The sequence below is a fragment of the Streptomyces sp. NPDC015125 genome (assembly GCF_043080045.1).
In the GTDB taxonomy this organism is placed as follows: Bacteria; Actinomycetota; Actinomycetes; order Streptomycetales; family Streptomycetaceae; genus Streptomyces.
Genome location: NZ_JBIBVF010000001.1, coordinates 64,930 through 81,866, shown reverse-complemented (window position 1 = coordinate 81,866; position 16,937 = coordinate 64,930). Strand labels below are relative to the sequence as shown.

The following is a 16,937-nucleotide window of genomic DNA, read 5'->3' as shown; positions in this document are numbered from 1 at the left end:
GAGCGGCCTCGGTGCCCGGCGGAGGAGAACACCATGGATCACCGATTCGATGCCACCGAGCGGTTCGCCGCGGGCGCCCAATTCATCGCAGGCAGTCTCCGGAGCGGCAGTTCCGGACGTACCCAGGCCGTCGTGGACCCGGCGACAGGCGAGACGGTGTACTCCTATGAACTCGCAGGCACAGCGGATGTGGACGCCGCCGTACAGGCCGCGCAGCGGGCATTTTCGGAGTGGGGAGGTGCCACGCCGGGCGAGCGTTCCGACGCCCTGCACCGCTTCGCGGCCGCGCTCGCCGAGGACGCCGCCGACCTCGCCTGCGCCGAATCGCTGAACTGCGGGAAGCCGATCAAGCTCAGCAAGGAGTTCGACGTACCGGGTTCGGTCGACAACGCCGCGTTCTTCGCGGGCGCCGCCCGCCATCTGGAAGGCAAGGCGGCCGGCGAATACAGCGCCGATCACACCTCCGTCATCCGCCGCGAGCCCATCGGCGTCGTCGGCTCCATCGCGCCGTGGAACTATCCGCTGCAGATGGCCGCCTGGAAGGTGCTGCCGGCCATCGCCGCGGGCAACACCATCGTCCTCAAGCCCGCCGAGATCACCCCCTTCACCTCGCTGCTGTTCGCGCAGGCCGCGCAGCGCGCGGGCCTGCCGGACGGCGTCATCAACATCGTCTCCGGGGCGGGCCGGGACGCCGGTGAGCACCTGGTGGGCCACCGCTCCGTCGCGATGACCTCCTTCACCGGCTCGACCGGCGTCGGCAAGCGCGTCGCCGAGATCGCCACCGGCACCGTCAAGCGGCTGCATCTCGAACTCGGCGGCAAGGCCCCCTTCGTCGTCTTCGACGACGCGGACCTGGAGGCCGCCGTCCACGGAGCGGTCGCCGGCTCGCTGATCAACACCGGCCAGGACTGCACCGCCGCCACCCGCGCCTACGTCCAGCGCCCGCTCTACGACGCCTTCGTCAGCGGTGTCGCCGAGCTGATGGCGACCGTACGGCTCGGCGACCCCTTCGACCCGTCCACCGACCTGGGCCCGCTGATCTCGCACGCCCAGCGCGACCGGGTGGCCGGCTTCGTCGACCGGGCACGCGCGTACGCCACCGTCGTCACCGGCGGCGAGGCGCCCCGGGGGGAGCTGGCCAAGGGCGCGTACTACCGGCCCACACTGATCGCCGGGGCCGCCCAGGACAGCGAGATCGTGCAGTCCGAGATCTTCGGTCCGGTGCTGGTCGTGCTGCCCTTCGACAGTGACGACGAGGGCATCGCGCTGGCCAACGACACCCCCTACGGGCTGGCCGCCTCCGCCTGGAGCCGGGACGTCTACCGCACCGGCCGCGCCACCCGCGAGATCAACGCGGGCTGTGTCTGGGTCAACGACCACATCCCGATCATCAGCGAGATGCCGCACGGCGGGGCCAAGGCCTCCGGCTTCGGCAAGGACATGTCGGCCTACTCCTTCGAGGAGTACACGCAGGTCAAGCACGTCATGTACGACAACACCGCGGTGGCGCACAAGGACTGGCACCGCACGGTCTTCGGGGACCGCCCGTAAGGGACGTCCCGCCCGGGCCCCTGGGGCCCTTCCCCTGCGGCCGGCGCCGCGGGCCTCGTCACCACCGGCCGAGCGCCGGGCTCATCCCCTGAAAGGGCACTGCGCATGGAGCACCACGAGCAGCCCGAACCCCTGTCCGCGGCCGAGCTCACCGCCATGCGCCGCAGTGCGACCGACGGCCGGCTCGCCATGACCCGCCGCTCCCTGCTGCGCGCGGGCGGCGCCATGGCGGCCGCGGCCGGCGGCCTCGGCGTCCTGGGAGCCTGCGGCATCCCGCCCGCGGGCCGTACGGACGCCGGCCGTTCCGAGGACCACTCCAGGGCGGAGAAGCGCCTCAACTTCTCCAACTGGACCGAGTACATGGACGTCAGCAAGGACGGCAAGCACCGGCCGACCCTGGACCGCTTCACCCGGCGCACCGGCATCGCCGTCACATACACCGAGGACATCAACGACAACGACGAGTTCTTCGGCAAGATCCAGGCCCAGCTCGCGGCCGGCCAGGACACCGGCCGCGATCTGATCGTGCTCACCGACTGGATGTGCGCACGCATGATCTCCCTCGGCTGGATCCAGCAGCTGGACCCGGCCAACCTGCCGCACGCCTACGCCAACCTGTCGGCGCAGTACCGCGACCCCGCCTGGGACCCGGGCCGGGCACACTCCTACGTCTGGCAGGGCATCCCGGCGATCATCGCGTACAACAAGAAGGCCACCGGCGGGAAGAAGGTCGACTCCATCAGCCAGCTGCTGGAGGACCCGCAGCTCAAGGGCCGGGTCGGCTTTCTCTCCGAGATGCGCGACAGCGTCGGCCTGACCTTGCTGGACATGGGCAAGCGGCCCGAGGACGTCACCGCGGACGACTACGACGCGGCCCTCGCCCGGCTCCAGAAGGGCGTCGACTCCCAGCAGATCCGCCGCTTCACCGGCAACGACTACACCAACGACCTGGACAAGGGCGACCTCGCCGCCTGTGTGGCCTGGGCCGGTGACGTCGTCCAGCTCCAGAGCGACAACCCGGACATCGCCTACGCCGTCCCCAAGTCCGGCTACATGGTGTCCACCGACAACCTCATGGTGCCGAACAAAGCCCGCCACAAGCAGAACGCCGAACGGCTCATCGACTACTTCTACGAGCCGAAGGCGGCGGCCCGGCTCGCGGCGTACATCAACTACGCCTGCCCCGTCGACGGTGTGCGCGACGAACTCGCCAAGATCGACAAGAAGGCGGCGGACAACCCGCTGATCCTCCCGGACAAGGAGATGGCGGCCCGGTCCCACTCCTTCCGTGCCCTGAGCGCCAAGGAGAACAAGGTGTTCGCCCAGAAGTTCTCCGACCTCACCGGCGCCTGATCCCCCGCCTGCCGGGCCCGCCCGAGCCGTTTCGCCCTCCGACCCACGGGACGACCGACATGACCCACACCGCGACCCCCCAGAGCAGTGGCGGCGACGTCCGCCTCCACGGGATAAGCAAAACCTACGGCTCCTTCACCGCCGTCCATCCCCTCGACCTGACCGTCCCCGCGGGCTCCTTCTTCGCGCTGCTGGGCGCCTCGGGCTGCGGCAAGACCACCACCCTGCGCATGATCGCCGGGCTGGAGGAGCCCACCACCGGCACCGTCCAGCTGTCGGGCCGGGACGTCACCGCCCTGCCGCCCTACAAGCGGCAGGTCAACACCGTCTTCCAGAACTACGCCCTCTTCCCGCACCTGGACATCTACGAGAACGTCGCCTTCGGGCTGCGCCGCCGTGGCATCAAGTCCGTCAAGAAGCAGGTCGAGGAGATGCTCGACCTCGTCCAGCTCGGCCCGTTGGCGCGCCGCAAGCCCCAGCAGCTCTCCGGCGGCCAGCAGCAGCGCGTCGCGGTCGCCCGCGCGCTGATCAACCACCCCCAGGTGCTGCTGCTCGACGAGCCGCTGGGCGCCCTCGACCTCAAGCTGCGCCGCCAGATGCAGCTGGAGCTCAAGCGCATCCAGACCGAGGTCGGCATCACCTTCGTGCATGTCACCCACGACCAGGAGGAGGCCATGACGATGGCCGACACCGTGGCCGTGATGAACGGAGGGCGGGTCGAACAGCTCGGCGCGCCCGCCGACCTCTACGAGAACCCCGCCAGCACCTTCGTCGCCAACTTCCTGGGCACCTCCAACCTCATCGAGGCCGAGGTCGTCGAGGCCGGCGGCGAGGAGCTGCTCCTCAAGGCCGGTGACGCCACGCTGCGGCTTCCTGCCGCCCGGTGCAGCGCCACGGCCCGCACCGGCGAGAAGGTGCTCGCCGGATTCCGGCCCGAGAAGGTCACCCTGGCGCACGCCGACGACGCCGGGTCCCTCGCCGAAGGCCGCAACCGGCTGCCCGCGCGGATCAAGGACGCCAGTTTCATCGGGGTCTCCACGCAGTATGTGATCGAGGCTCCGGGGCTCGGCGAACTCGCCGTCTACGAGCAGAACATCGAGCGCGACGGGCGTCTGGTCCCCGGCGCCGAGGTCGTCCTGCACTGGAGCCCGGCGCACACCTTCGGGCTGGACGCCACCCAGGACATCCAGGCCGGCGCGGACCTCGACGAGGAGGCCGCGTGACCACCACCGCAACGCCCGCGCCACCGGACGGGCAGGCCGGGGCCGCCTCCCTGGAGGTGCGCAAGACCCCCGCCCGCAAACGGCTCGTCCCCTACTGGCTGCTGCTGCCCGGCATCCTGTGGCTGATCGTGTTCTTCGCCGCCCCGCTCGTCTACCAGGCGTCGACCTCGATCCAGACCGGCTCCCTCGAAGAGGGCTTCAAGGTCACCTGGCACTTCGCCACCTACTGGGACGCGCTGGGCGAATACTGGCCGCAGTTCGTCCGCTCGGTGGGCTACGCCGCCGTGGCCACCGCGCTCTGCCTGCTCCTGGGTTACCCGCTGGCCTACCTCATCGCCTTCAAGGCCGGGCGCTGGCGCAACGTCGTGATGATCCTGGTCATCGCCCCGTTCTTCACCAGCTTCCTGATCCGTACGCTCGCCTGGAAGACCATCCTGGCCGACGGCGGACCGGTCGTCGGCATCCTGAACGCGCTGCACGTCCTGGACGTCACCAGCTGGCTCGGCCTCACCGAAGGCCAGCGGGTGCTGGCCACCCCGCTCGCGGTGGTCTGCGGACTGACCTACAACTTCCTGCCGTTCATGGTCCTGCCGCTCTACAGCTCACTGGAGCGCATCGACCCGCGCCTCCACGAGGCCGCCGGTGACCTCTACGCCCGCCCGTCCACCACCTTCCGCCGGGTGACCTTCCCGCTGTCCATGCCCGGTGTGGTCGCCGGCACCCTGCTCACCTTCATCCCGGCCGCCGGTGACTACATCAACGCCGAACTGCTGGGCTCCACCGACCAGAAGATGATCGGCAACGTCATCCAGTCGCAGTTCCTGCGGGTCCTGGACTATCCGACCGCCGCCGCCCTCTCCTTCCTCCTCATGGCGGCCATCCTCGCCATGGTCACGATCTACATCCGCAAGTCCGGGACGGAGGACCTGGTCTGATGGCCGTCCACGAGACCACCGAAGCCGCCGCGGCCCGCACCCCGAACCGGGGCCTGCGCTGGCTGCGCCGCAACATCATCGTGATCGCGGGCCTGTGCACGCTGGGCTATCTGATCCTGCCCAACATCGTGGTGATGGTCTTCTCCTTCAACAAGCCCAACGGCCGCTTCAACTACCAGTGGCAGCGCTTCTCCACGGACGCCTGGAGCGATCCGTGCGGCGTCGCCGACCTGTGCGGCTCGCTGGGCCTGAGCCTGCAGATCGCGCTCTGGGCCACCGTCGGCGCGACCGTCCTCGGCACGATGATCGCGTTCGCGCTGGCCCGCTACCGCTTCCGCGCCCGCTCCGGCGTCAACACCCTGATCTTCCTGCCGATGGCGATGCCCGAGGTCGTCATGGCCGCCTCGCTGGCGACCCTCTTCCTCAACATGGGCATCCAGTTCGGCTTCTGGACGATCCTCATCGCGCACATCATGTTCTGCCTGAGCTTTGTGGTCACCGCCGTCAAGGCCCGGGTGATGAGCATGGACCCGCGACTGGAACAGGCCGCCCAGGACCTCTACGCCTCACCCGTCCAGACCTTCCTGCGGGTGACGCTGCCGATCGCCGCCCCCGGCATCGCGGCAGGCGCCCTGCTGTCCTTCGCGCTGTCCTTCGACGACTTCATCATCACCAACTTCAACGCCGGCTCCACCGTGACCTTCCCCATGTTCGTCTGGGGATCGGCGCAGCGGGGCACTCCCGTTCAGATCAATGTCATCGGCACCGCGATGTTCCTGGTCGCCGTGCTGTGCGTAGTCATGGGCCAGCTGGCCGGGGCCCGCCGCAAGAGGAGCAAAAGGAGCTGAGAACCATGGCACGAGCTGCCATGACCCCGTCCGCCGCGCATGCGCTCGCGGACGCCGAACCCACCCCCTTCTGGCTGGCCGACAAGGACCGCCCGGCCGCCCGGCCCGCCCTCGTCGGCGACGAGACCTGCGATCTGCTCGTCGTCGGCGGCGGCTACTCGGGGCTGTGGACCGCGCTGATCGCCAAGGAACGCGACCCCGAGCGCGATGTCGTCCTCATCGAGGGCGCCGAGGTCGGCTGGGCGGCCTCCGGGCGCAACGGCGGCTTCTGCGCCTCCTCCCTCACCCATGGCCTCGGCAACGGCCTGGCCCGCTGGCCGAACGAACTGGCCACCCTCGAAGAGCTCGGCATCCGCAACCTCGACGCCATCCAGGAGGCCGTCGCCCGCTACGACATCGACTGCGCCTTCGAGCGCACCGGCGAGATCGACATCGCCACCGAGCCCCACCAGATCGCCGAACTCGAAGAGTTCGCCGAGGACGCCGCGGGGCTCGGGCTCGACCGGCACACCTTCCTCGACCAGGACGCACTGCGCGCCCAGGTCGACTCGCCGACCTTCCTCGCCGGCCTGTGGGACCGCGACGGCGTCGCCATGCTCAACCCGGCCCGTCTCGCCTGGGGCCTGAAGCAGGCCTGCCTGGGGCTGGGCGTCCGCATCTACGAGCGCACCCGGGCCACCGACCTCGCCTCCGAAGGCATGGGCATGGCCGTCCGAACGCCCTACGGCCGGGTCTTCGCCCGCCATGTGGCGCTCGGCACCAACGCCTTCCCGTCGCTGGTCAAGCGGGTCCGCCCGTACGTCGTCCCGGTCTACGACCACGCCCTGATGACCGAGCCGCTGACCGACGAACAGCTCGCCGCCATCGGCTGGAAGAACCGCCAGGGCCTCTCGGACTCCAACAACCACTTCCACTACTTCCGCATCACCGAGGACAACCGCATCCTGTGGGGCGGCTACGACATCGTCTACCGCTACGGCGGCGGTATCCGTGCCGAGTTCGACCACCACCCGGCCACCTACGAGAAGCTCGCCCGGCACTTCTTCCGCTGCTTCCCGCAGTTGGAGGGGCTGCGCTTCACCCACACCTGGGGCGGCGCCATCGACACCTGCTCCCGCTTCTCGGCCTTCTTCGGCACCGCACACGCCGGCCGGGTCGCCTATGCGACCGGCTACACCGGCCTCGGCGTGGGCGCCACCCGCTTCGGTGCCGAGGTGATGCTCGATCTGCTCGCCGGTGAGCGCACCGAGCGTACGGAGCTGGAGATGGTCCGCAGCAAGCCGCTGCCGTTCCCGCCCGAGCCGCTGCGATGGGCCGGCATCGGGATCACCCAGTGGTCGATGACCCGGGCCGACACCCACGGCGGACGCCGCAATCTGTGGCTGAAGGCCATGGACAAGGTGGGGCTGGGCTTCGACAGCTGACGATCAACCGGGGGGGGGGCGGGCGACGGCGGGACTCGACAGCTGACGCCCAACGGGGGGCGGGCGACGAGGCGTTGCGCGCCCCCTCGTGCGGCCGGACGGCCCGCCTCGGCCGGGGTCAGGGGCCGACCGGCCCCGCCCCGTCGGACGCCTCCCGGCGCACCGCCCGGCCCCCGCCACCGTCCCACCGGTCACACACCGCACACCACCCGGCGAGCAGCAGGCCGGCCAGACACCAGCTGCCGAGGACGTCCAGCGGCCAGTGATAGCCCCGGCGTACCAGGCCGATGCCGACACCGGCATTGAGCAGAGCGACGACCACGACGACCACGACGACCACGACGGCGACCGGCGCCGTGGGCGTGACCGTGGCCGTGGCCGTGGCCGTGGCCGCCGGAGGGTGCGGACGGGCGGCCGCGCCCCGCGCCCCTCGCCGGCCGCGGATCAACAACAGCCCGGCCACGCCGTACGCCACGGCCGCCGTGGCGCCATGGCCCGACGGATAGAAGGCGGGCGCCGCGCCGGCCATCTGCGGCGGACCCGGCCGGGCGAGCCACAGCTTGAGCGGGACGACCAGCGCCGGCACCGCGGCCAGTGCGAGGCCGGCGGCGAGCGGCGGCAGCCACCAGCGCACCGGAGCCGGGCCGTGGACCGTGTCCCCGCCGCTTTCGACGCTCCTGACGCCCGCAACGTCGTCGCCGCCGCCCCCGTCGCCGCCCCCGTCGGCTCCGGGGTCCCACCGGCCCCACCGCCCCTGCCGGCCCAGCCACCCCGTCCACACCATGACCACCAACAGCACCGGCAGCGCCACGGCCGTATTGCCGAGATCGGCGAAGAATTCGGCGGGCCCGGAAGGGATGTTCCCGGTGGCAAGGATGCGGCCGAGCCGTTCGTCGAGGAGGCGCAGCGGGCCGTGACCGGCCACCTGCCAGGTGAGCGCGGCGAAGAGCAACGCACTGAGCAGACCGGCCGACAGGGGCGAGAAACGACGAAAGCCGCGACCCGACGGGTCCGCGGAGGGAAAAAGAGTCGGCCGCCTCGGAACAGGGGGGGTGGTTCCGAGGCGGCCGCGCTGACCGGTGTCCCGCGCGCCCCGGGGGGTATGGGGCGGGCGGACATCCGATCGGTGAGGATTCCCGGAACCCCCTTTGCCAGGGGCCCCGGTGTCGTGCGCGAGGGCACGGCCTGATCGGAACCGGGGAAGTGCCGACCGGGCGTCGCCCGCAGTCCCCTGCGAGCGGGGTGTTTCTCTCATCTGCAGGAACCGTACGGCACCGCGAGCGCCCCCGACAGTCGCATTACCCGGCCGCCATCGGCCCCGCACATCTTCTTCACGCCATGCCTCCAGTTACGCGCGTCCGCACGGAAATGAGCAGAGAAATGGGTACAGAACGGTTTCGTACGCGGGTGCGAAGCGGGGCGCGGCCCCGGCGTGCCAGTGGGTACCGATGACCACGGCGCACCACGGCGCAGGGTGTTCCCGCCGGACGAACGGGCACGGCCCGGGACACGGTAGGAGCCGTGTCCCGGGCCGTGCCGGGGTTCTTGCCGCGAAACGGTGTCCCGCGCGTGCCGCTCAGAGCGAGGCGAAGGCGCCTTCGAGGATGTCCAGACCCTCGCCCAGCAGGTCCTCGCCGATGACCAGCGGCGGCAGGAAGCGCAGCACATTGCCGTACGTACCGGTCGTCAGGACGAGCAGGCCCTCCTGGTGGCAGGCCTTGGCCAGCGCGGCGGTGGCCTCCGGGTCCGGGTCCTTGGAACCGGACTTGACCAGCTCGATCGCGATCATCGCGCCGCGGCCGCGGACCTCGCCGATGATGTCGTACTTCTCCGCGAGCGCGGTCAGCCGGGTCTTCATGACCTCGCCGATCCGGCGGGCCTTGGCGTTCAGGTCCTGCTCGCGCATGGTCTCGATCGAGCCGAGCGCCGCGGCGCAGGCCACGGGGTTGCCGCCGTAGGTGCCGCCCAGGCCGCCCGCGTGCGCGGCATCCATGATCTCGGCGCGGCCGGTGACCGCGGCCAGCGGCAGACCGCCCGCGATGCCCTTGGCGGTGGTGATCAGGTCCGGGACGATGCCCTCGTCCTCACAGGCGAACCACTGGCCCGTACGGCAGAAGCCGGACTGGATCTCGTCCGCGACGAAGACGATCCCGTTCTCCTTGGCGAAGTTCGCGATCGCCGGGAGGAAGCCCTTGGCCGGCTCGATGAAGCCGCCCTCACCGAGCACCGGCTCGATGATGATCGCCGCGACGTTCTCCGCGCCGATCTGCTTGGTGATCTGCGAGATGGCCTGGTCGGCGGCCTCCTGCGCACAGTTCTCCGGGCCGGTCAGCCAGCGGTAGGGGTAGGCCACCGGGACGCGGTAGACCTCGGGCGCGAACGGTCCGAAGCCCTGCTTGTACGGCATGTTCTTGGAGGTGAGCGCCATCGTCAGGTTCGTGCGGCCGTGGTAGCCGTGGTCGAAGACGACGACCGCCTGGCGCTTGGTGTGCACGCGGGCGATCTTGACGGCGTTCTCGACCGCCTCGGCTCCGGAGTTGAACAGCGCCGACTTCTTCGCGTGGTCGCCCGGCGTCAGCTCGGCCAGCAGCTCACAGACCTCGATGTACGGCTCGTACGGCGCCACCATGGCGCAGGTGTGGGTGAACGCCTGGAGTTGCGCGGTGGCCCGGCGGACGACCGCCTCCGCGCTGTTGCCCACAGAGGTCACCGCGATGCCGGAGCCGAAGTCGATCAGGGAGTTCCCGTCCACGTCCTCCAGGACGCCGCCGCCCGCGCGCTTGACGAAGACGGGCAGCACGGCGCCGACGCCGGCGGCCACCGTGGCCTGCTTACGGGCCCACAGCTCCTGCGACTTCGGGCCGGGGATCGCGGTGACGACGCGACGCTCCTGGGGGAGGGTCGGGCCTCCGGACAGTTCGGTCATGGCAGTCTCCTGGAGTGGAACGGGGGACGTACAAAGGTGTTGTTCTCGCAGGCTAGGGGCGGCCGGGCGGGTCTGGCATGTTCCGTTCGGGAGAAGTGCGCGTGTTGCGTTGTCCGCACCGGACATAGCGGCGGCCCCCGGCCAGTAGATTGTGCGGCGGCGCGCCCGGCGGCGGCGGACACCCACGCGGGCATGACAATGACACCGCGGCCGCACGACGCGGCCGCCGGCGCCATGACGCAGCAGGCCACGGCTCAAGGGGGACAAGGGCACCGGATGGACACCGAGGGCACGCACGACGCACACGACACCCGCTCCGACCAGGTCCCGCGACCAGCGGCACCCTCAGATGCGCCGCCGCGGCCCAGTGCGCCGCCGCGCTTCACCGATCCCTCCGTCGCGGGTGGTCGGGTTGCGGGGGCTGGACCCTCCGCGCGAAGCGGCGATGCGCCGCAGTCTTCTTTCATGGCCTGGCTGGGCACTCCGCGTGTACTGGCGGGGCCGGGTATCTGGGCGTTCGGGCACAAACCCAAACCGAAGGACGAGCCGCACAAGATCGCGGTGCCGCAGCTCATCGCCGGGGCAGTTATTTCGTTCCTGTGTGCATGGCTGATCTGGTCATTGCTGATGAACGGCTACCTCGGCCCTTACTGGAAGTGGCCGCGCGAGGTGATGCTGCCCGATTCATGGAAGACGGGCAATTCCAACATCGTCTCGTCCTACGTGTACATGGCTCTCGTTCTCGGCGCGATCGTCATCGTCTTCGGGCGGGTGGGGCGATGGCCCATGCTGTTCCGCCGACTGCTCGTTCCGTCGGCAAATCGCGTATGGGACAAGCTTCCTTCGTGGCTGGCGCCCAAGGACCCCGGCTCGCTCACCAGCGTTCAATTGGTCGCACGTGCGGTCCTGACCCTGGCGTTCGTGTGGTTTCTCTGGCAATGGTGCATCGACAAGACGACCGACTCGTCGGTCCTGATGCTTCAGCTGGAGAATCTGACGCCGGTGTCGGGCCAGCAGGAATCGTATTTCTACTACGCCACCAGCTATTCGCTTTTCGACCTCGGTGTGCTGCTGATCGTCTTCAGCAGGTTCGCATGCCTGTCGGAACTACGGCGTCGTTACGGCTCGCCGAGTCTTCGCGGCACATCAGGTGACGCGAAGACTGCGGAGACAACTGCCCGGTTGCTTGAGGTGGACCAGGCCGAGTGGGCCGACCTTCGAACTGCCGGCGCTCCGGCGGCCGCCGACCGCTTGGCACACGAGGCGCGGTCCGGGCTCATGAACGACGTCGATCATGCACGGATCAGCCGTGCCTGGCAGTCCGTACGTGTGCAGCCGAGTCGGCTCCGGGCATTCGTCGACAGCGTCCAGAAAAGCGGTGCCGCCGCATGCCTGCATCCCTCCGGTGCACGCGATCTGGTGACGCGCACCGCACAGCATGACCTTCTGACCTCCCAGGTCCGTATCGGCACGGCATCCGAAGATGTGCGCAACCCGTATGACCGGCGCGGCACGGGTTTTGCGCTCGAGCCGGATGTGCTCGGTACCTCGCTGCTGGCGGTCGGCCCGCCCGGGTCGGGAAAGACAACGCACCTGGTGCGCCCGCTGGTTGAGGCCTTGTGCCTGCAGGCACTCGCGGGGCGTGCCGCCATTGTGTCCGTCGGGACGGCTGCAACGTTGCCCGCGCCCGATGACGCCTTTGACGCTGTGATCAGGGTCGGTCACCGCGACTCGGACTGCGACCTGGACCTGTACGGCGGCACGATCGACCCGGATGAGGCGGCCGGGATTCTGGCCGAGGCACTGGTGGGGGATGTGGCGGCGACATTGCCTGGAGGTAACGGTCGGAGAGCGACGACCGTGCTGGGGCAGTTGTTGGGACCGTTTCGGGTGGCGCATGGGAGGTTTCCCGGGGTCGCGGAGCTTCGGGAACTGCTGGACGGGTCGCAGGAGGCGTTGGCGGGGCTGCGGACCGCACTAGAGGAGGCCGGCGAGCACAGCGCGCTGCGGGAGTTGGATGCGCGGGAGCGACAGGCGGAGCGGTCCGGGGACGTCGGGGTGCTGCTCGCGGACCGGATCGCACTGCTGGACCGGACGGCGTTCGCAGGGTTCTTCGACCCCACCGGGCGCTCGCGTCAGGTGTCGTTGCGCTCCTTGGACCATCCGCTGCGGGTGCGGATCGATCTGCCCGAGCGCGGTCACGCAGAGGCTTCGCGGATTCTGGCGCGGTTGGTGCTGGCGCAGTTCACGGAGTGCGCGGTTGCGCGGTCGGACCGATCGGTCTTCGCCTGCCTGGTGCTTGACGATGCGTCACATGCGATCACGCAGGAGGCTTTGCGTGGGCTGCAGCGCCTGCGGTCGGCGAATGCGGGCGTGGTGCTGACGCTGAGGGCGTTGGATGACGTACCTGAGTCATTGCGTAGTGGGCTGCTCGGCACGGTCGGCTGCCGGATGGCGTTCGCGGGCGTGACGACCTGGGATGGAGCCCGGTTCGCTGAGGTATGGGGCAAGGCCTGGGTGGAGACGCGGGACGTCACCGACCGGCAGATTGTCTCCGACGAGCCGTTCACCAAAGTCATGCATTCGATCCGGCGGCTGGTCACGGGGAAGAATGTGACCGCCAAGGCCGTCACCGTGCGCACCGTGGAACGTGAGCGCTGGTCCGCCTCCGATCTCGCCAACTCCGTCCCGCCCGGCCATGCGGTCCTCTCCGTGACCTCGGTGGCTGGGGACCATGCGCCGCCGGTGCTGGTGGATCTGCGGTCCTGAGGGTGGTCGGCGGCGGCGTCGGTCGGTCGGTGGGAGCGGCGGGGGTCGGTGGGAGCGACGGGGGTCGGTGGGAGCGACGGGGATGACGGGGGCGACGGGGGCGGCAGGGGTGCCCGTCGCCCCCTTGTCGTGGGCCCGTGCTCCAGGGTCGAGCGGATTTGTCCGGAGCGGAGCTCCCCCGGATTCCTCCGCTGAGGCAGAATCGACACTGGCCGTTCATACGAGGCGGCGCAAAAATTCGGTCAGCGAACGGTCGTCGGCAGTCATCAGCAGTCGTCGGCAGTCGACCGTTCATCGGCCGGCTCTTGATCGGCCGGTCATGGGCCGACCGGTCGGTCGGTGACCGGTTGCCGTCCGGTCGTCCCTCGCAGTCGTCGACGTCATGAAGGTCCCATGCCGCACACCCTCGCTTCCCTGGTCAACCACACCGCGCTCAAGCTGACCGTGCTCGCGGGCGAGGGGCGGCTGGACGTGCCGGTGCGCTGGGCGCACGCCAGTGAGCTGATCGATCCGGTGCCGTACATGGAGGGCGGGGAACTGCTGCTGATCACCGCGCTCAAGCTGGACGCGGAGGATGCGGAGGCGACCCGCAGGTATGTGCGGCGGGTCGCGGAGGCCGGGGTCGTCGGGCTGGGGTTCGCGGTCGGGGTCAATTACGAGGGCGTTCCCCAGGCGCTGGTCGAGGCGGCCGGGGAACAGGGGCTGCCACTGCTCGGGGTGCCCCGCAGGACGCCGTTCATCGCGATCAGCAAGGCGGTCTCGGCCGCCGTCGCCGCCGACCAGTACCGCGCGGTGACCGCGGGGTTCGAGGCGCAGCGGGAGCTGACCCGGGCGGCGCTCAGCGCCGAGGGACCGGCCGAGCTGCTGGCCCGGCTCGCGGCGCACCTGGACGGCTGGGCCGCGCTCTACGACGCGTCGGGTGCGGTGGTGGCCGCCGCCCCCGACTGGGCGGCCCGCCGCGCGGCCCGGCTCGCCGACGACGTCGGGCGGCTGCGCGAGCGGCCCGCTCCCGCCAGCTCGGTCGTCAGCGACACCGACGGCGACGACCGGGTAGAACTGCAGTCACTGGGCACCGGGCGCCGGGCGCGCGGTGTGCTCGCGGTCGGGACCGCTGCGCCGCTCGGCACGGCCGAGCGCTATGCCGTGCACTCCGCGGTCGCGCTGCTCACCCTGACCACCGAGCGGTCCCGGGCGCTGCAGGACGCCGAGCAGCGGCTCGGCGCCGCGGTGCTCAAGATGCTGCTCGCGGGGGAGCCGGACCATGCGCGGGCGGTGGCGGGCCGGCTCTACGGCGGGCTGCTGGACGCGCCGTTCCGGATGGTGGTCGCGGAGGCGGTGGCCGGCGAGGAGCCGGCGTCCCCGGCGGCCGTGGGCGGCGGGGCGTCGGGTGTCCTCGACGGGCTTGCCGATGCGATGGACTCCGCGGCCGCGCGGACCGGCGAGGCAGTGCTCGCGGTGCCGGACGGCGGCCGGCTGATCGTGCTGGTGACGGACGGCGGGGCGGCCGCGGAGGCCTGTGCGGCGTACGCCGCCGCGGCCGAGGTCCGCGCCGGTGCACGGCCGCGGTCCCGTGGCCGGGCGGGGCGGGCCGAAGGGGGCAATGGCGAAGGCGGCAATGGCGAAGGGGTGGCCGTCGGGCTGTCGGCGCCGACCGGGCCGACGGCCGCCGCGAACGCCTACCGCCAGGCCGAACAGGCGCTGTCGGTGGCCCGCCGGCGCGGCCGTGCGCTGGTCGAGCACGAGGATGTGGCGGCCGGTTCCGTGCTGCCGCTGCTCGCCGACGACGCCGTCCGCGCCTTCGCGGACGGGCTGCTGCGGGCGCTGCGGGAGCACGACGCCCGGGGCCGCGGTGATCTGGTGGCCTCGCTGCGCGCCTGGCTCGCCCGGCACGGCCAGTGGGACGCGGCCGCCGCCGACCTGGGCGTACACCGCCACACCCTGCGCTACCGGATGCGGCGGGTGGAGGAGATCCTGGGCCGCTCGCTGGACGATGCGGACGTCCGGATGGAGCTGTGGCTGGCGCTCAAGGCGACCTCGGGAGCGCCGGGGGCGTCGGGGGCGCCGGGGGTGTCGGGGGAGTAAGGCCGTCCCCGGGGAGTGGGCCGCCCCGGGAGGCGAGCGGCCGGGCCCGCCCCGCACGCGCCCGAAGCCCCTCCGCCCGCCGCTCCGCACGCCCCCAACACCGCGGTCCGTACCCTCCCCTCCACCACGGAGAGACGGCCCCACCGATTACTACGCTTCGGACAAACGCCACGGCGCCGCCGCACCCCTACCGTGGGTCCAGAGTCAAAACCGCAGAGCCGCTCCCTGAGCCATGCGCATCACCCACCACTTCTGAAGGGCCGGGTTCCACTGTGCCGATCCCCACTGCTGCAGCCCCCACCGCCTTTTGGCTCGCCGGCCGCGAGGCCCACGGCGAGGCCACCTTCGACGTCACCTCTCCCTGGGACGGACGCCTCGTCGGCACGGTGAGCGTCCCCACCGAGGCACAGGTCGAGGAGGCCATCGCGGCCTCCGTCGCGGCCTCGGACGAGCTCGCCGCCACCCCTGCGCATGTGCGCGCCGCAGCGCTCGACCACGTCCACCGCCGGCTGGTGGAGCGTACGGAGGAGATCGCCCGGCTGATCTCCGCGGAGAACGGCAAGCCCATGAAGTGGGCACGCGGCGAGGTCGGCCGGGCCGTCTCGGTGTTCCGGTTCGCCGCCGAGGAGGCCCGCCGCTTCAACGGCGGCGAGGCGCAGCGCCTGGACACCGATGCGGGCGGCGCCGGCCGGCTCGCCCTGACCCGCCGCTTCCCGCGCGGCACGGTCCTGGGCATCGCCCCGTTCAACTTCCCGCTGAACCTCTGCGCCCACAAGATCGCCCCGGCCATCGCGGCCGGCGCCCCGATCCTCCTCAAGCCGGCGCCGGCCACCCCGCTCTCCGGCCTGATCCTCGGCGAGCTGCTGGCCGAGACCGAGCTGCCGGCCGGCTCCTGGTCGATCCTCCCGGTGCCCAACGACCGGATGCCGGCGCTGGTCCAGGACGAGCGGCTGCCGGTCGTCTCCTTCACCGGCTCCGAGAAGGTCGGCTACGCGATCCTCGACTCGGTGCCGCGCAAGCACTGCACCCTGGAGCTCGGCGGCAACGGCGCGGCCGTCGTCCTGCCGGACTTCTCCTCCGAGGCGGACCTGGACTGGGCGGCGCAGCGCATCGCCACCTTCTCCAACTACCAGGGCGGCCAGTCCTGCATCTCGGTGCAGCGGGTGATCGCCGACGCCTCCGTCTACGACCGTCTGGTGCCCAAGATCGTGGCGGCCGTCGAGGCGCAGGTCACCGGCGACCCGTCGGACGACGCGACCGAGGTCGGCCCGCTGGTCGACGAGAACGCCGCCCAGCGCGTCGAGAGCTGGGTGGACGAGGCCGTGGAGCGCGGCGCGAAGCTGCTCGCGGGCGGTAAGCGCGACGGCGCCTCCTACGCGCCGACCGTCCTGGAGAACGTGCCCGCCGACGCCACCCTCGCCTGCGAAGAGGTCTTCGGCCCGGTGCTCACCCTCAAGAAGGTCGACGGGGAGGCGGCGGCGTTCGCGGCCGTCAACGACTCCAAGTTCGGCCTCCAGGCGGGTGTGTTCACGCACGACGTCCAGGCTGCCTTCCGCGCCCACCGTGCCCTGGAGGTCGGCGGTGTGATCGTCGGCGATGTGCCGTCCTACCGTGCCGACCAGATGCCGTACGGCGGCGTCAAGCAGTCCGGTGTGGGCCGCGAGGGCGTGCGCTTCGCGATGGACGACTACACCTACGAGCGGGTGCTGGTCCTCACCGGCCTCGCGCTGTAACCTCCGCCCGACCCGGTCCGGACCGGTGGACAGCGGCGGCCGTCCCTGGGGCCGTCACACCAACCGGACCCGGCCGGCGCCCCCGGTGCCGGC

At 71.1% G+C, this 16,937-nt stretch carries 11 protein-coding genes; 9 read left to right on the top strand and 2 right to left on the bottom strand.

Annotated features, from left to right (window positions below; translation table 11 throughout):
* Window positions 1–33 precede the first annotated feature (33 nt).
* From ACF088_RS00300 to ACF088_RS00275, 6 genes are all read left to right on the top strand, one after another.
* Window positions 34–1,551 carry a gamma-aminobutyraldehyde dehydrogenase gene (locus ACF088_RS00300; RefSeq protein ID WP_392373092.1) on the top strand — a complete coding sequence of 506 codons (1,518 nt, stop codon included), beginning with the start codon at window positions 34–36 and terminating at the stop codon, window positions 1,549–1,551.
* 105 nt (window positions 1,552–1,656) lie between these two features.
* The gene (locus ACF088_RS00295; RefSeq protein WP_392373090.1) at window positions 1,657–2,904 is read left to right on the top strand and encodes a spermidine/putrescine ABC transporter substrate-binding protein; all 1,248 of its coding nucleotides are present in this window, start codon (window positions 1,657–1,659) and stop codon (window positions 2,902–2,904) included.
* 59 nt (window positions 2,905–2,963) lie between these two features.
* Window positions 2,964–4,127 (top strand): ABC transporter ATP-binding protein, encoded by a 1,164-nt coding sequence (locus ACF088_RS00290; protein WP_392373088.1) that lies wholly within the window; start codon window positions 2,964–2,966, stop codon window positions 4,125–4,127.
* Window positions 4,124–5,062 carry an ABC transporter permease gene (locus ACF088_RS00285; RefSeq protein ID WP_392373086.1) on the top strand — a complete coding sequence of 313 codons (939 nt, stop codon included), beginning with the start codon at window positions 4,124–4,126 and terminating at the stop codon, window positions 5,060–5,062. The genes ACF088_RS00290 and ACF088_RS00285 overlap by 4 nt, the downstream gene beginning before the upstream one ends.
* Window positions 5,062–5,910 (top strand): ABC transporter permease, encoded by an 849-nt coding sequence (locus ACF088_RS00280; protein WP_392373084.1) that lies wholly within the window; start codon window positions 5,062–5,064, stop codon window positions 5,908–5,910. Before ACF088_RS00285 ends, ACF088_RS00280 begins: the two co-directional genes overlap by 1 nt.
* Window positions 5,911–5,915: 5 nt before the next feature.
* Window positions 5,916–7,334 carry an NAD(P)/FAD-dependent oxidoreductase gene (locus ACF088_RS00275; protein ID WP_392373082.1) on the top strand — a complete coding sequence of 473 codons (1,419 nt, stop codon included), beginning with the start codon at window positions 5,916–5,918 and terminating at the stop codon, window positions 7,332–7,334.
* A 118-nt stretch (window positions 7,335–7,452) separates the two neighbouring features.
* Here the strand turns inward: ACF088_RS00275 and ACF088_RS00270 are convergent, their stop codons facing one another.
* Both ACF088_RS00270 and gabT read right to left on the bottom strand, forming a co-directional pair.
* Window positions 7,453–8,286, bottom strand: coding sequence for a phosphatase PAP2 family protein (locus ACF088_RS00270; protein WP_392373080.1), 834 nt, complete (start codon window positions 8,284–8,286; stop codon window positions 7,453–7,455).
* 624 nt (window positions 8,287–8,910) lie between these two features.
* Window positions 8,911–10,260 (bottom strand): 4-aminobutyrate--2-oxoglutarate transaminase, encoded by a 1,350-nt coding sequence (gabT, locus tag ACF088_RS00265; RefSeq protein WP_392373079.1) that lies wholly within the window; start codon window positions 10,258–10,260, stop codon window positions 8,911–8,913.
* 276 nt (window positions 10,261–10,536) lie between these two features.
* Between gabT and ACF088_RS00260 the strand changes: the two genes are divergently transcribed.
* The 3 genes from ACF088_RS00260 (at window position 10,537) to ACF088_RS00250 (ending at window position 16,844) form a co-directional block, all read left to right on the top strand.
* The gene (locus ACF088_RS00260) at window positions 10,537–13,029 is read left to right on the top strand and encodes an ATP/GTP-binding protein (RefSeq protein ID WP_392373946.1); all 2,493 of its coding nucleotides are present in this window, start codon (window positions 10,537–10,539) and stop codon (window positions 13,027–13,029) included.
* A 393-nt stretch (window positions 13,030–13,422) separates the two neighbouring features.
* Window positions 13,423–15,111, top strand: coding sequence for a PucR family transcriptional regulator (locus tag ACF088_RS00255; RefSeq protein WP_392373078.1), 1,689 nt, complete (start codon window positions 13,423–13,425; stop codon window positions 15,109–15,111).
* A 272-nt stretch (window positions 15,112–15,383) separates the two neighbouring features.
* Window positions 15,384–16,844 (top strand): aldehyde dehydrogenase family protein, encoded by a 1,461-nt coding sequence (locus tag ACF088_RS00250; RefSeq protein WP_392373077.1) that lies wholly within the window; start codon window positions 15,384–15,386, stop codon window positions 16,842–16,844.
* Window positions 16,845–16,937: the final 93 nt, after the last annotated feature.

Bases quoted from the DNA above. Each gene is read 5' to 3' on its own strand.
- ACF088_RS00280 (WP_392373084.1), top strand. From the start codon at position 5,062: ATGGCCGTCCACGAGACCACCGAAGCCGCCGCGGCCCGCACCCCGAAC.
- ACF088_RS00295 (WP_392373090.1), top strand. From the start codon at position 1,657: ATGGAGCACCACGAGCAGCCCGAACCCCTGTCCGCGGCCGAGCTCACC.
- ACF088_RS00260 (WP_392373946.1), top strand. From the start codon at position 10,537: ATGGACACCGAGGGCACGCACGACGCACACGACACCCGCTCCGACCAG.
- ACF088_RS00290 (WP_392373088.1), top strand. From the start codon at position 2,964: ATGACCCACACCGCGACCCCCCAGAGCAGTGGCGGCGACGTCCGCCTC.
- ACF088_RS00300 (WP_392373092.1), top strand. From the start codon at position 34: ATGGATCACCGATTCGATGCCACCGAGCGGTTCGCCGCGGGCGCCCAA.
- ACF088_RS00255 (WP_392373078.1), top strand. From the start codon at position 13,423: ATGCCGCACACCCTCGCTTCCCTGGTCAACCACACCGCGCTCAAGCTG.
- ACF088_RS00275 (WP_392373082.1), top strand. From the start codon at position 5,916: ATGGCACGAGCTGCCATGACCCCGTCCGCCGCGCATGCGCTCGCGGAC.
- gabT (WP_392373079.1), bottom strand. From the start codon at position 10,260: ATGACCGAACTGTCCGGAGGCCCGACCCTCCCCCAGGAGCGTCGCGTC.